Origin of the sequence: Streptomyces sp. NPDC059256, from assembly GCF_042753785.1 — a bacterium.
Taxonomy (GTDB): domain Bacteria; phylum Actinomycetota; class Actinomycetes; order Streptomycetales; family Streptomycetaceae; genus Streptomyces.
In genome coordinates this window covers 96,985-111,941 of the sequence record NZ_JBHYZO010000015.1, presented here as the reverse complement: position 1 = coordinate 111,941, position 14,957 = coordinate 96,985, and the positions used below count along the sequence as shown (strand labels likewise).

Annotated in this window: 7 protein-coding genes; all 7 read right to left on the bottom strand. The window is 69.4% G+C overall.

All coding sequences use genetic code 11. The features are described 5' to 3' along the window. Nucleotides 1-1,602 (bottom strand): GMC oxidoreductase, encoded by a 1,602-nt coding sequence (locus tag ACFXJL_RS26260; RefSeq protein WP_384696297.1) that lies wholly within the window; start codon nt 1,600-1,602, stop codon nt 1-3. 88 nt (nt 1,603-1,690) lie between these two features. Further along, nucleotides 1,691-1,888 (bottom strand): ferredoxin, encoded by a 198-nt coding sequence (locus ACFXJL_RS26255; protein ID WP_358881274.1) that lies wholly within the window; start codon nt 1,886-1,888, stop codon nt 1,691-1,693. 13 nt (nt 1,889-1,901) lie between these two features. Continuing rightward, nucleotides 1,902-3,098 (bottom strand): cytochrome P450, encoded by a 1,197-nt coding sequence (locus ACFXJL_RS26250; protein WP_384696285.1) that lies wholly within the window; start codon nt 3,096-3,098, stop codon nt 1,902-1,904. A gap of 268 nt (nt 3,099-3,366) precedes the next feature. Further along, nucleotides 3,367-6,162, bottom strand: a complete 2,796-nt coding sequence (locus ACFXJL_RS26245) for an AAA family ATPase (protein ID WP_384696282.1) — start codon at nt 6,160-6,162, stop codon at nt 3,367-3,369. Beyond that, nucleotides 6,159-8,876, bottom strand: coding sequence for an AAA family ATPase (locus ACFXJL_RS26240; protein ID WP_384696279.1), 2,718 nt, complete (start codon nt 8,874-8,876; stop codon nt 6,159-6,161). Before ACFXJL_RS26240 ends, ACFXJL_RS26245 begins: the two co-directional genes overlap by 4 nt. A gap of 15 nt (nt 8,877-8,891) precedes the next feature. Beyond that, nucleotides 8,892-11,780: a LuxR C-terminal-related transcriptional regulator gene (locus tag ACFXJL_RS26235; protein WP_384696276.1), complete on the bottom strand. Its 2,889-nt coding sequence runs from the start codon at nt 11,778-11,780 to the stop codon at nt 8,892-8,894. A 1,272-nt stretch (nt 11,781-13,052) separates the two neighbouring features. Then, nucleotides 13,053-14,867 (bottom strand): bifunctional serine/threonine-protein kinase/glutamate ABC transporter substrate-binding protein, encoded by a 1,815-nt coding sequence (locus tag ACFXJL_RS26230; protein ID WP_384696294.1) that lies wholly within the window; start codon nt 14,865-14,867, stop codon nt 13,053-13,055. Nucleotides 14,868-14,957 lie beyond the last annotated feature (90 nt).

The following is a 14,957-nucleotide window of genomic DNA, read 5'->3' as shown; positions in this document are numbered from 1 at the left end:
CTAGGAGGCGGCGAAGTCCTGTTGGATGACGCGTTCAATATTCCGCTCGGCGAGCGCTGTGATCGTCAGGAGCGGATTGACCCCGAGGGAACCGGGGATAAGCGCGCCGTCGGTCACATAGAGGTTGGGATATCCATGCACCCGGCCGTAATCGTCGGTCGCCTTGCCGAGCACGCAGCCGCCCAGCGGGTGGTACGTGAAATCGTCGGAGAAGTTCTTGGCCCGCGGGCCGAAGAGGTCATAGCGGTACATCGTGGCGTTGGCCCTGTTGATGCGGTCGAAGAGGGACTTCGTCGCGTTGACCGAGGGGGTGTTCTGGTCGCGTGTCCAGTTGAGCTTTGCCCGGTCGCCGGCCACGTCGTAGGTGAACCGACCGCGCTCGGGGTTCTTGGTGATGGCCAGGTAGAGGCTGACCCACGTCTCCAGCCCGGCCGGCATGGGTGCGATCTCGGCCAGGACGGGTGCAGCGGGGTTGTCCCAGTCGTCGATGGCGAGCGCGGGGATGGTCGACTGCCGGATGCCCGTGGTGTTCCAGATGTGGTTGGCACGCGCGGTCATGATGTTGCCGTTGGGACCCCATCCCTCCCCGATCTCGGCGTTGAGGTTCGGCAGGGTGCCGGTCTCCCTCGCCCTCAGCAACAGCTCGGTCGAGCCCAGACTGCCCGCCCCGAGGAAGAGGTGGCGACAGGAGATCTCCTTGGTCGCGAGGAGCACGCCGTCGGCGTTCCGCTGTTCGACGGTCAGCAGATAGGTGCCGTCCGGCCGGCGCCGGATGGTCTTGGCCTGGTGCAGGGTCTCGATGGTCACCCGGCCGGTGCCCAGCGCCGCCGCCAGATAGGTCTTGTCGAGGCTGTTCTTGCCGTGGTTGTTGCCGTAGATGACTTCTGTGTCCAGGGCTGACTTGGGTGCCTGCCCCTGGGACTCGCGCCGCATGTGGTCGAAGTCGTAGACGTTGGGGATGAGTACGGTGCCCAGTCCGGCGTTGGCCGCCTGCTCACCGGAGACCCTGGCGTACTTGTACCACTCGGTGGCGTTGAACCAGCCTTGGTCCACCTGGTTGACCCGGAGCATCGTGCCTGCTCGGGGGTAGTGGCGCGCGTACATCGCCGCGGCGTCCACGCCGGGAAGCACCTCTTCGAAGTAGGAGCGTCGGGGGGCGACCGCCATCCCCCCGTTGACGAGGGATCCCCCGCCCACTCCACGGCCGACGTACACGGACATCTGGTCGAAGTTCACCCGGTCCAGCACTCCCGCGTGGGGAGTGATGTCGCGGTTGGCGATGTCCAGCCAGAGGAAGGAACCGAGTGGAGCCTCGGTGCGGGACTTGAACCAACTGGAGCGCCGGTCGGGGTTGAGCATCCCGCAGAAGACCTTGCCGTCGGGGCCGGGCTGGTTCCACAGCTGCCCCATCTCCAGCATCAGGGTCTTCACCCCTGCTTCGGCCAGGCGCAGGGCCGAGACGGCGGCACCGTACCCGGTACCGATGACCACGGCCGGCACGAACGTGCCGCTGCTGGTGGCCCCGGAGGCCATCGCGCGGGGCGCGCCGACGGTGGTGGCGCCCGCGGCGGCAGCGGCTCCGAGGGCTGCGAGTCCGAGCATGCGACGGCGCGACAGATCGTGCTTCACGCGGTGTACCTGGCCTTCCGATGGAGGTGCGGGCCGCCGGCGGCACGGCGGCAGTTCGTGGTCAGTGGTTCTCGTGGACGGTGATCGCTGCGCAGGGGCACTGGTCGGCTGCGTCGCGTACCGATTCATGTGTGGCGGGCGGCGGGCGGCGCTCCAGGAGCAGCACGACCCCTTCGTCGCTCTGGTCGAAGACCTCGGGCGCGACGAGCGTGCACATCCCGGCTCCGCAGCAGCGCGACCGGTCGACGTCGACGTTCATCCGGGGAGCCGAGTCACCAGGTGACGGGCAGTGCGTACACCCCGTACACCTGCATGTCGTGCCGCAACCTGATCTCCTCGGGCGGACAGGCGAGGCTCAGTCCTGGGAAACGCTCCAGCAGTGCGGCGAATCCGACGCGCAGTTCGATGCGGGCGAGTTGTTGGCCGAGGCATTGGTGGATGCCGTGTCCGAAGGCGAGGTGACCGCCGGCGGGCCGGTTGAGGTCGAAGACCTCGGGGTCGGCGAACCGTGCCGGGTCCCGGTTGGCGGCTGCGAGGGACACCATGACGACCTCGCCCTTGCGGATGGTGGTGCCGTCGATCTCGACGTCTTCCAGCGCGGCGCGGGTGGGGCCGTGGTGGACGATGCTGAGATGGCGGAGCATCTCTTCGACCGCACCGTCGATCAGGGTCGGGTCGGAGCGCAGCGCGGCGAGTTGTTCGGGGTGCTGGAGGAGGGCGAAGGTTCCGAGAGCCAGTTGGTTGGCGGTGGTCTCGTGTCCGGCGACCAGCAGCAGGAAGGCGATCGAGGTGAGTTCCTCGTCGGTGAGGTCGGGGTCGACGGTGATCAGACCGCTGAGGATGTCGTCGGTGGGTTCGGCGCGCTTGAGCTGTATCAGGTGCTGGAGGTAGGTGCCCAGGGAGAGGAACGCGCGGGTCACCTCTTCGGTGGAGGTGCCGAAGCTGCTCCAGACGTGGGTGTCGTGTTGGAACGCGTCGCGGTCGGCGTAGGGGACACCGAGGAGTTCGCAGATGACGAGGGAGGGGATCGGCAGGGCGAAGTGTTCGAAGAGGTCGACCGGAGGGCCGAGCAGTTCGAGGGCGTCGAGCCGGTCGGCGACGATCGTCTCGATCCAGTCGGTCAGCAGGCGCATGCGGCGGACGGTGAACTGCCCCACCAGGAGCTTGCGGTAGCGCTGGTGTTCCGGCTGGTCGTGCTGGATGAACATGCCGGGCGGTGCCACGGGGGGCTCTTCCAAGGTGGCCGCGCGGGGCACCGGGGGGTGCTTCAGTTCACCGCGGGCACTGAATCGGGCGTCGGCGAGTACGGTCCGGGCGGCTGAGTATCCGGTGACGAGCCAGCCAAGGTGCCCGTCGGCGAATTCCATACGGGCCACCGGCTCGGTCTGGCGCAGTATCTGTGTCATCACCGGCGGGTTGAATAATCCCTCGCGGACCGTCGTGAAGTTCACGGGTGCGGCCTGGCTCATGTCCTTCCCTTTCCCGAGCGCCGTTCTGATTTGGGCAGCACTCATGGCGAAGAGCGGTCGCTGCGGATCGCTTTCGTAGGCACTGGCGGATTCATGGATCGAACGTCAGAACGAGTCGAACGTTGACCGTTACATATGACGGTATGAAGGCACCGGAATGAATGTCAACGAATTCGAGTCGTGGCGCGCTAAGCCTGTGGGAGTCGACCGAAGGTACGGTTACCCGCGGTACCGTCAACGCTTCGGTTCGGTTCGGTCGGTACGGCCACTACGGTCGAAGGGGCCGTGTGGGCGGGCGCGGACGGGGAGTCGCCTCGATCGGCAACAAGCCCGCCATGGCGATGAGTTCGGTGCGTCCGCGGATGCTCAGCTTGCGATAGGTACGGGTGAGGTGCTTCTCCACCGCGCGGGAGGTGACATCGAGCCGTTCAGCGATCTCCTTGTTCGAGGCTCCACCGGCGGCGAGCCCCGCGACATGGCGTTCGGCACGGGTGAGGCTGGCGATGGCGTCCGCTCGATGTGCCCCGGCGTCCGCGTGGAGCGCATCGTCCGCCAGACGTGCAAGCCAGGGCACCCCGCAGGCGAGGCCGTCCACCCGGGCTTGGGTGAGCCGGCGCTCGGCCTCCGCGGTCCGGCCCGCCTCCAACAGTCTCCGGCCGAGCAACAGCGACGTCCGGGCCCGTTCGAGCATGTTCACCGAACCGTCCAGGGTCTGGGCCGACTCATGGAGGAGGGCGAGTCCGTCCACCCCCTTACGGAGGGCGCCCCGCACCCGCTGGGCACGGCCGATGGCTACCGGTCCACCCCATCGGACGGCCCGCTCGTACTCCTCCTCGATGAGGTCGTGCGCACGCTCCGGACGTCCCATCCGGTAGTGGAGGCCGGCCGTCCAGGACCGCCAGGGCACCAAGGCGGGATTGCGCCAGTCGGCGCGCTCCGCAGAACGGCCCCAATCGAGGAGACATTCCAGCGCGGTGGCGAGGTCTCCGCGTTGAGCTGCGGCCGAACCGCGCAGGAGCTGCCGCAGGGCGGGGCGATGGCCGTGGTCGGCGCCATCGCGACCATCGGTCAGCAGTCGTACGGTGAGCTCCGTGTCGCGGGCCTGAGCCGCGACGAGAGCCAGGGGTGTCAGCGTCTGGAGCGTGGCCCAGGCGGTGACGCCGAGGGAGAGCGCCTCGTCGGCATGGGCCCTCGCCTGGTCGATGCGTCCATGCGCCAGGGCGAGTTGAGTGAGTTCGACGGCGATGACGGCGCGCGCCACGGAGGCGTTGTCACGGCGAGCCCGCTGGTAGGCGGATTCAAGCCAGGGGCCGATCGTGGCGAGGGAGTCCGATGCAATGAGGATGTCGGCCAGCAGGGGGAGGGCGGTGTGGATGTGGTCCGGAGTCGCCGGCTCGTGCTGGAGTACCCGTTCGGCGAGCGGCACCGCTTCCGCGGCGGTCGTGCGCTGGGTCAGGGTGGCGCCGTGCAACAGTACGGTGATCAGTTCGCGGTCGGCGGTGGTGTCCAGGTCGGGCATCGGCCCCAAGGCCCGTAGCCGGTCCGCGCATTGGAAGAGTTCGCCGGGGCCTGCCACTGATCGGTGCCGCAGCCTGGCTTCGAGGCGCAGGGCGAGCCCCCGCGCGGTGTCATCCGCTGGTGCGGGCACCCCGAGTTCACCGTGCGCGCGCACCACGGATTCAATCGCGGCGGGTGGGCAGCCATCGAGGAGGAAGGGCGGTATGCGGCCGGCAACCCGGGCACGGTCCGCGGGATCGGGCAGCAGGAGCAGTGCCTGGGCGAAGTGCCGCAGGGCGGCCTGGGGTGCGAAGGCGCACTCGATGGTGGCGAGGTCCGCGAGCAACTCACCCCGATCCGGCCCTTCGGGTGAACTTCCCAGCAGGGCGTGGCGAAGGTAGCGGGCCGCGGCGTTGGGATCGGTACGGGCCAGGGCGGTGGCGGCAGCGGTGCGCAGTACCCCGACGGCCCAGGGGGTGTGGCAGGAGGTGGCCACCAGTAGCCGGGCGGCGCTCTCCGGGGGGTGTCCGCCCTCGTGCAGCAGCAGGGCGGCGCGGACCCGGGTGTCCTCGGCGTCTGCCGGGGTCATGGCCTGTTCCACACCGTCGCGCACTGCTTGGTGGATGAAGCGCGGTACGGGATCGTTCGCGAGGAGGCCGAGTTTGCGCAGGGCGGCGATGGCCTCGGTGCGGCCGGTGTCGTCGAGGCCGGTGAGTTGACCGGTCAGCTCGTCGTCAGCGGCCTCGTCGACGACGGCGAGGACCTTCGCGATCGACCACACCGCTTCGCTCTGGTAGCGCAGTACGGCCGCGAACCTGTCGTGCAGGGTCAGCAGCCGCGTACCGTCGACTTCTTTGGCGCGCTCCGCGGTCGGTTCCTCCCTGCCGAGTGCGGCGAGGGTGGCGGTGAGCAGCAGGGGGTGCCCTCCGGTGGTCCGGTGGCAGGCGTCGGCGTAGGCAGGGTCGACGGGGCGTCCGGTGTGAGCGGCGACGAGGGCGGCGGTTCCTGCGGCGGTGAGGGAACGCAACGGCAGGATGTGGTGGGCATGGTCGGTGAGCCGGTGGAGATGGGTGTGGCTTCCGACGGACCCGTCTTCGCGTACGGCGACGACGAGTGCGACGTCCAGGCAGGGAAGGCGGCGGGTCAGCCGGTCGAGCCAGCGCAGGGAGGGGGCGTCTGCCCACTGGAGGTCGTCCACCAACAGGAGCAGGGGTCGGTGCGCACTGTGTTCGGCGATCAGGTCGAGGAGTTCGGCGTCGCGCTCGGATCCCTGTGGTGGTGGGACGCAGTCGCCGGGCAGGGCGTTGGTGTCGCCGGGGATGAGCGCGGTGAGCAGTTGGCTGACGACGCCGAAGCCGAAATCGCGCTCGTGTACGGCTCCGCTGGCCGTCAGAACTCGTACGCCGCGCTCCTCGGCCACCTTGGGCAGCGCTCTGAGCAGGGCTGTCCTCCCCATGCCGAGGCCACCGGTGACCACGGTGAGCGAGCCGGCGCCCCCGTTGCCCAGGGCGTCCAGCGCGGCGGTGATCACGACGAGTTCGGCATCGCGGTCGAGTAGGGGTCTCATGTCTTCTCCCTCGGTGTCCGCCCCAGGGCCGCGGCGAGTTGCGGGCGGCCTTGAATCCCCAACTTGCGGTAGGTCTTGGTGAGGTGGAGTTCAACAGCCCGGGTGCTGACCGACAGTTCGGCGGCGATGGCTCGGTTGCCATGCCCGTCAGCGGCGAGATGCGCCACCTTGCGCTCCGCTGCGGACAGTGCGGCGCTGCCCCCGGCGAGTGGTGCGCCCTTCGAGGGGGCGGGGCGCCTGAGGGCGGGCGTCCGTGGCGGAGCGCTCGGCAGTGCGGCCTGGTCGCTGTGCAGGAGCGAGTCAACGGTGTGGTGGCCGAATCGGGGTGCGGTGCCCAGCGCGACGAGGGCTTGACGGTACTGCCAACTGGCACGGGAGGGGGCTGCCGTCGTCGGCCCTGCGGTAGCCAGCAGGGTGGCTGCCATCGTGTCGGGGGTGCCCCAGGCGAGGGCGAGCATCCGTTCCTCGGCGCGCAGCCGTGCCGCTCTGGGATCATCAGGAGCGCAGGCCCGGGCTGCGGCCGAGCGCCACCGTAGGAGTGCGGGGTTGGCCATCTTCCGTGCCAGGAGGAGTCGGCCGCACTCCAGCAGATCGGCGAGGGCCGGTTCGCGGTGCCCGGTCTCCAACTGGACACGTCCTCTGGCGTACAACAGGAGGGCCCACGCCAGTCCGCCTTCGGCGGTGTTGGGCAGTTCGAACGTGAGTATCCGCTGAGCCGGGCCGTGTTCGCCACGGCGGAGCAAGATCAGCGTACGGAGTGCGAGCACCGCGGGGACGATCAGCGGATGCCAACAGTTGCGGGGCATCGTCTCCTCGCACCGGTCGAGCGTGCGGGACGCGAGAGTGTCCTTGCCGCGTTGGAGTTCGGCGAATGCACTGACGATCAGTGCGAGACCGATCACGGCGCGGGAGTTGCCGTGTTCTGCGCGAGCGATGACCTCGTCGAGTGCGCTGCGGGCTTCGTGTGCCCGCCCGGTGAGCAGGAGGGCGTGCGCGGCTGCCGTGCGGACCGTCAGCGGGACTTCCTCGTGGGCTGCCGGTGCGAGCGCAGCCCGGGCCAGACGTCGTGCGAGGGCCGCGTCCCGGCCGTGCAGTGCGGTGCGCCAGGCAGCGAGCCCCGCCTCGGCCGGTCGTTCGTGCCGTGGCGCCGGGTCGGATGCCAGCGGGAGGTCGACGGCAGGGGGGCCGAGGTACCGACAGATCCCTTGGAGCGCGTACAGGGCGGCGCGTTCGGGCGTGTCAGCTCGCGCGTCCAGCACGGCTCGGTGGATCAGGGGGCCTGCGGTGACGACGTCTCCCCTGGCGATGAGGAGTTCCGCAGCGCGCAGTCGCGCGGGACCGCTCTCTGCCGCGGGCACCAGCAGCGCGCGACGCAGGTGCCGACCGGCCACGTGCGGCGCATGGGGCAGTACGGCCTCGCTGAGGTCGGTGAGGAGTTGTACTCGTAGCGCGGGCGGTACGGGTTCGCCCAGTGCGCGTTCCAGTAGCCGGGCCGCTTCGACGGGACGGCCGGTGGCGCGGCAGCGCGCGGCCCTTCGGTGGAGTACGTCAACGGCCCAGGCGGCGCCGATGGTGCGGGCGCCGAGCAGCATCCGGGCGACGGCCCGGTCGGGGAAGGCGGCGCGCTGGGCCCACTCTGCGGCTCGCGCGTACAGCTCACGGCGGTGTCGGGTGGTGAGGGGTGCGAGCACCGCTTCGGCGGCGGCTTCGCTGCGAAACGCCGGCAGGGGCCCGGGGACCAGCAGGCCAGTGCCCGCCAGCAGCGCAAGTGCGCGGGCCACTCCGATGGTGCGGGTCCCGGAGAGCGCGGTGATCATGTCGGGTGTGCAGTCGGGTCCGGCGACCGCGATGACGGCGAGCACGTCGAGGAGTTCACCGGGGAGTACGGCGAGCGTGCGCGCGGTGTGGTCGCGTACGGCGTCGGCCGTCTCGTCGATCGGATCACCGCCCGGGACGAGTGCGGGTTGATCACGCAGGGCGTACCGGTTGGCGACCGCGCGCAGGAGTGCTGGGTTGCCCTCGGTACACCGTGCGACCTGGGCCGCGAAGGCTTCCGGCGTGCGCCGGTTCTTGGCGACGACCTGGGCCGCGATGTCGTCGGGGAGAGGGGTGAGGAACAGGGTGTGCTGGGCCACGGTGCGTTCGTCGGCCAGTGGGCACGGCTCGATCCGGTCGTACGGGGCACAGGGCACGGCGGTGTTGCGGGAGGTGAGCACCATCAGGGGGGCGCCCTGCAATCGTCGTGCCAGTGCTTGGAGGCCACGCAGTGAGGGTCGATCGGCCCACTGGACGTCGTCGACGACGAGCAGGAGCGGTTGGGCGCGGGCGGCGGCGAAGAGTGCGTGGGCCAGTGTCGCGGCCCGTATCGACGGGGGGTGTCCGACCGGGCGGGGCGGGGCGGCCGGGTTTCGATGGGTGGCTGCGAGAGCCGAGTGGAGTTGGGTGGCGATCCCGTGGGGCAGGTCGATCTCCTCCCGTGACGCATGGGCGGCGACGACCCGTACGCCGTAGGAGTCGGCGAGTGTGATCACATGGTCGAGCAGCGCACTGCGGCCGATGCCTGGAGGTCCGTGCACATCGACCAGGGCCGGGCGTCCGAGTTGGAGTCCGTGCAGGAGTCTTCGCAGCAGCAGGTCTTCCCGCTCTCGGCCCGGTGGGGGTTCGGGGGTGACTTGGGTGGGACGGGCGGTGCCCGAGGGCGGGCGGTGGGCCATGGCGGGCTGGTCCTGTCAGCGGTGACTGGGTGCGGGCATACCGTCGCCCTGGTGCCGGGCGGGGGTCCGGCCAGTGGTGGTGGTCAAGCCTTTGGGGAGTGCGGCCCGCCCGCGTACGCCGAGTTTTCGGTAGACGTTGGTCAGATGCATTTCGACGGTGCGCGGGGTGATGAAGAGCGTTTCAGCGATCTTCTTGTTGCTGGCGCCTCGCTGGGCCAGGGCTGCCACGCGGCGTTCGCTCTGAGTGAGGGAGTCGAGTGGGGCGGTGGCAAGTTGTGGCATGCGACCACCCGCGGTGACCAGCAGGGTGCGGGCGCGGGCGCCGAGTACGCTGCACCCACAGCGGGTGGCGAGTTCGATGGCGCGGCGCAGATGGCGGCGGGCGCCGGGGGCATCGTCGCGGCCGAGGAGTTCGCGACCGAGTCGGTACTCGGCGGCGGCGCGCTGGAGACGGGCCGGTGAGGCGTCGAGCAGGTCGAGGGCTTCGTTGAGGAGGTCGATGCGTGCGGTCCCCTCCGCCACGTTCGCGGCGGCGACCTTCGCCAGGCCCAGTGCGCGGGCGGTGCCCCAGCGTTGTGCTCGGTCGTGGGCCTGTTCGGCGATGTCCTGCGCTTCCGATCTTCGCCCGAGGCGGGCCAGGGTGGTCGTGGCCGACAGCCACCAGGTGGTCACCAGGGGGTTGGTGACGTCGATCTCGGCCAGACTCCGTCCGCAGCGCTGCCACAGTTCGAGGGCGCCTTCGGCATCGCCGAGGTCCCGAAGGACCCGGCCCTTCGCATGTAGGTAGTGCGGCCATTCCCAGACCCGCTGGTCGAGTGCGGGGACGGCGTTCGCCAATTGGTCGAGCACCTTGCCCGCCTGTCGGGTCTCGCCCTGCGAGAGCAGTACGTCGGCGAGGGCGATATGGGCGAGCGGAGGGGCGGTGGCAGTGGTCGCCAGGGCGGCCCGCGCGTCCCGGGCGGCCCCGGGCACATCGCCGATGCCGTGCAGCAGCAAGGACCGGCCGGCGAGCGCGAACAGCGAGGGCCAGGGCGTGCGATGTGGTGGGGACGGGGAGAGCACCCGGTCGAACGCCTCCAGTGCCTCGTCGATCGAGTCCGCGAGCGTCAGGACGGTGGCGGAGCAGGGCACGGTCCAGTCCGAGGAGCCTGGTTCTTCGACCCGTAAGGCGCGTCTGGCCAGTGTTGCGGCCCGGTCGGCGGGGCCCGAGTCGAGCGCCGTGAAAGCGCTCAGTACGGCCAGGAGCTGACGCTCTGCCGGGCTGTGTCCGCTCGGTGGCGTGAGTGTGGCGGCACGCTCACGGGCGGCGGGCAGGGCAGAGCGGTCGTTGACGGCAGTGATCAGCAGGGCGGATTCGACGGTGATGCGCAGTTCACGGTCGGCGGCACCCCGGGCGCCGACCATGGTGCCGGCAATGTCTGTAGTGCCGGTGGTGCCAGTGGTGCCCGTGATGTGTGCGGGGTCGGGAAGGGCGTCGAGGACCTGACCGAGGATCTGCACGGCCTCCGGGGTCCGGTTGGTCCCGAGTGCGGTCCTGCCGTACTGCACGGCGATGGAAGCCTGTTCACGCAGGTCGTCGGTGGCCGCGAGGGCTTGCCGTAAGTGCCAGAGCGCGGGTGCTGCGGCGTCCCGGGCCGTGGCGGCTGCGAGCTCGACGTGGACATCCTTGCGCTCGGTGTCCGTGAGCGGGTGGGCCTCGTCGCGCAGGACACGGCCGGTGGCACGGACGGTCGCCTGGTTCGGTTCCTCCGCAACGGCGTCCCGTAGCACCGCGAGCATCCATGGTCGATCGATGCGCTCCAACAACGCCAACTGGGCCGCCACTTCAGTGGCGGGTCGGCCCGCATCGCTGAGCACACGGGCGGCGCGTGCCCTGAGTTCCTGGAGCCCGGGCTCCGACAGCGGTGCGAGGACGGCTTCCCTCAGGCCGTTCCGCATCTCGGCAGGCGACCCTGGCAGGACGATCTCACTGCGCCGCAACACATCGAGCGCACCCTCCACCCGTCGTGAGTCCACACCGGAGAGCGCGACGAGCGGGTCGGTGGCGGCCCGGCCCACCAGCGCGAGGGCGGTGGCCACATGACGCACGGAGGGCGGCCAGACGGCGAGGAAGTCCGGTATGAGCGAGGTGAGCACGCTCTCGTGGAGCGTGCCGAGCCGGTGTGTCCCCTCCGTGTCAGGCCGCACTCCCCTCGCGTTGAGAGCGGCCAGGAGCCGGCCCAGGAGCAGCGGGTTGCCCCCGGATATCTCCACGCACTGCCGAACGAACGAGCCCTCCACTGGACCGCCGAGGAAGTGGGCGGTCATCAGAGCCGTCTCCGACTCCCCGAGAGGTCCCGGTTCGACCAGGGAGCAGCGGTCCTGCGCGAGGAGTTCGGCGAGCGGGGAGACACCTGGCCCTTCCACGTCGGTGCGCTGGGCTAGCAGGAGGAAGAAGGGAAGCCCCGCCGCTCTGCGGAGGATGAAGTCCAGGCAACGCAGCGAGGTTTCGTCGCTCCACTGGGCGTCGTCGATGACCAGCGCCAGTGGGCCTTCGGCGAGCAGTTGCAGGGCGCTGATCTGCCGTCTGCGCCAGTCGTCGTGGGTGCCCTGGTGTGCGCCCGGGGTGCGATGGGTCTCGGTCGCGGGCACGGGTGCCGGAGCAAGGAGCGCGTCCACGGCACGGGCTGCGGTCGGGGCGTCGGGTTTGGCGGCAACGGTGCGCACGGTCACGCCGGTGGATCTCAACCGCTGGCACGCGGTGGACAACAGATGGCTACGGCCGATTCCCGCGGGTCCCCGGACGAGGACTGCTCGTGCCCTGCCGGACCGGGCGGCGGCGGCGTGCCGCAGGACGGTGTCGAGTGGTGTGTTGTGGTTGCCCGATCTCCGGACAGGGTCTTCGATCGGTTGTTCGGTGCCCACCACAGTTTTCCTCTTCCGTGAAGCTCACTCCGGCTCTTGGTAGTCGCACCCAAAAGCCGCCCCCTGCAAGATCAGAATGATGACGACGGTAACATTCGCCCCCATCGGTCCCGGTCACCTTTCAGTCAGAACGCATCGGATTCACACAGAAAAAGAAGCCCTTTTGCCATGACCGGTTGGATACCTTTCGGCCTTTCTGCTTTAAAATTCAAGCCAGCAGAGGACAGGCGAGTGATGTAGCTCACTCACCGCCGAGCGGTCCAGTGCACCCGGCCCTCACCCTGATCGCACATCACCACACGAACAGCCCGCGCGACACCCGGCCAGTACATGGAGCAACCCACTGATGGGCAGGTGAGAAGCGGTTGAGGCCATAGCAGCCGAAGTTGCACGAGAGGCAGGAACCCCCGGCACCCGTACGGCGCCTTAACGCGGGCGAGAGCGAGACCCCGACCGACCACAGAGGCAAGTTCGTCCGGAGACCACACCGCCCTCTTGACCAAACCGTGACGATGCGTTATTTCGCGCCCGACCTCACCGCACACACGCCAAATCGTGTCACCTTATACAGATGGCCACGCCACTGATGTGAGCCGGTCAGACAATGGCAGGCACGGGCAAGGGTACGTCGGGAATACGCTTCCTGAATTCTCTTCTTCAGCTGGGAGGGGAAAAGAATATCTTCTGTTCCCCTGCCGTTCTCTCCTCTGGAGAAACGGGGAACGGAGGTCTGGACGAACGGGGAACAGAAGCCGAGCGCGCCAGTCGGTGTCCGCCCCTCCCCGGCCCGGAGGCTTCGAGAGGAGTGATCACCGACGCCCCGATCGCCTCACGACCGCCTCGTCATCGCCTCGCGAACCCCAGGGGGTTGGCTCCACGCCCGGGCCTCGCTCACTCGTCCCCGCGAATGGTCGCCCTACGATCGCACTCCGGGGAATTGCCGCCACCAGGAGAGGGCATCGTCGCGAATTCCCTCCCGCCCCCCCCAACGGCAGCACTTCGAACCCTCTCGGGGGGTGTGTTCGATGCCGACTCATGAAGAACGCATCAGCGGCTGAACGCAAGGCGCCAACGCGACGCATGAGAGTCGGTGGCCCCGGCGCCTTCTCCCGTCCCGTTCCCGCAAGCGGGGGTGGGACGCCAACGCTGTGTCGAGTGGGCAGCGACCGGAGGTACGGGGGCGGCTCACTGCCAACGGCGCATGCGCCGCGGAGGGTCAGAGCGCAGAACGCACAGTACCGCGGGCAGTGCCCGGAACGGGCGAAAGCAGGATCACGACTGCGGCGTCTCCCGCTGCAAGAGGGGAAGGTGCTCCTGGACGGCCTTCTTCCACTCGCCTTCCCTGGTCATCTTGTCCAGTGCCGCCTGAACGGCGGTTTTGAGATGACTCTTTTCCCGCAGACCGATTCCATACTCCTCGTTGCTCAACCGGAACCCACCGAGCCGGTACTTCCCCGGGTTCTGTGCGGCGTAACCGGCCAGGATCGCATCGTCGGTCGTGACCCCGTCCACCTCGTTGTTGATCAGTGCGGTCAGGCATCGCTCGTAGCTGTCGTTCTCGACGATCTGGACCTGGGGAGCGACCTGATTCTGCAGGTACTTCCCAGGTGTGGACCCTCGGGTCGAGCAGATCTTCTTGCCGTTCAGGGAGGTGGCGGAACTGATGGAGGTCTCGTCCACGCGCATCAGAACGTCCTGATGGCCCACGAGATAGGGGCCGACGAAATCGACCTTCTCCTCCCGCTGGTCGCCCATCACGTACATCGCCACGACGAGGTCCACTTCGCCGCTCGCCAGCAGGCTTTCGCGCTCATCGCTGCGCACCGGCTTCCATGTGATGTCCTCGGGTCGGTGACCGAGTTCACCCGCGATATAGGTCGCAACGGCCACATCGAAGCCCTTGAACTCGCCCTTCACGGTCTTGAGACCGAGGCCGGGTTGATCGGACTTGACCCCGATGGTGATCCCACCGATGCCCTTGGAGTCATTGACCGGCTCACCGCTCCCCTGGGTGGGGGCGCCGGACGAAGCGGTGGAGCCGTCCTTGGCGGTCTTGGAACCCTCTCCGCCGCCCTGTAGTTGGAGCCAGAGGAGTACGCCACCGAGGGGCACGGCGACGAGGGCCGCCGCGGCGTACGCCCGGGTGCGCCGCCGGTTCCAGGACTGCGGTCGTGTGCGTGAAGGCGCCACAGAGGGTACGGGCGGGGTGCCGGCGGACGAGGCCGCGGGAGATGCGGGCAGGGGGTCGGGCGGAGCGTCACTGGGCGGGGCCGCGGGAGGTGCGAGCGGGTACGACGTCGGAGCGCTGCCCCCCTCCGATGCCGACTCCGCTGCCTCCAGGAGTCGATCGAGCGTCTGCGCGTCCGGGCGCCCGGCCGGGTCCCGGACCAGCACGGCCATGAGCGCCTCGGTCAACGCACCGGCCCGACGTGGTGGTGGGACATCCTCGCTGAGCACCGCCGCGAGGGTGGCCAGGGTGTTGGCGCGGCGCAGTGGATGGTGCCCCTCCACGGCGACGTACAGCATCAGGGCGAGCGACCAGAGGTCGGCCGCCGGGCCGCCATCCTGCCCGCTGACCCTTTCTGGGGCCATGTAGTCAGGCGTGCCGATGAAGGAACCGGTGGCGGTGAGTGCGGTGGACCCCTGGACCGCGGCGATCCCGAAGTCGGTGAGGACGGGGCGCCCGTCCGGTCGCAGCAGGACGTTGGCGGGTTTGATGTCCCGGTGCTGGATGCCGACCGCGTGCGCGGCCCGCAGCCCGGCCAACACACCGCGTCCCACTCTCGCCGCCTCCTCGGGCGTGAGGGTGCCCCTGCGACCGAGGTGCTCCTGGAACGAACCACCGGGGACCAGTTCCATGACGAGCCATGGGTAGGTGTCCTCGCCACCGTCGACGATGTGGTAGATGGTGACCACATTGGGGTGGTCGGTGCGCGCCAGCGCCCTGGCTTCCCGCAGTACGCGGGCGCGCAGCGCCCTGGCGCCTGTGGGGTCGTGCTCGGCCAGTCCCGCGTCCGGTGGACGCACTTCCTTGAGGGCCACATCACGGTGGAGCACCAGATCGCGCGCTCGCCACACCAACCCCATGCCACCGCCGCCGAGTCGTGCCAACAACTCGAAGCGACCGTCGATCACTTGCGCCACTCAGTCCCCCTCAACACCCCGGCCCAAGGCGCC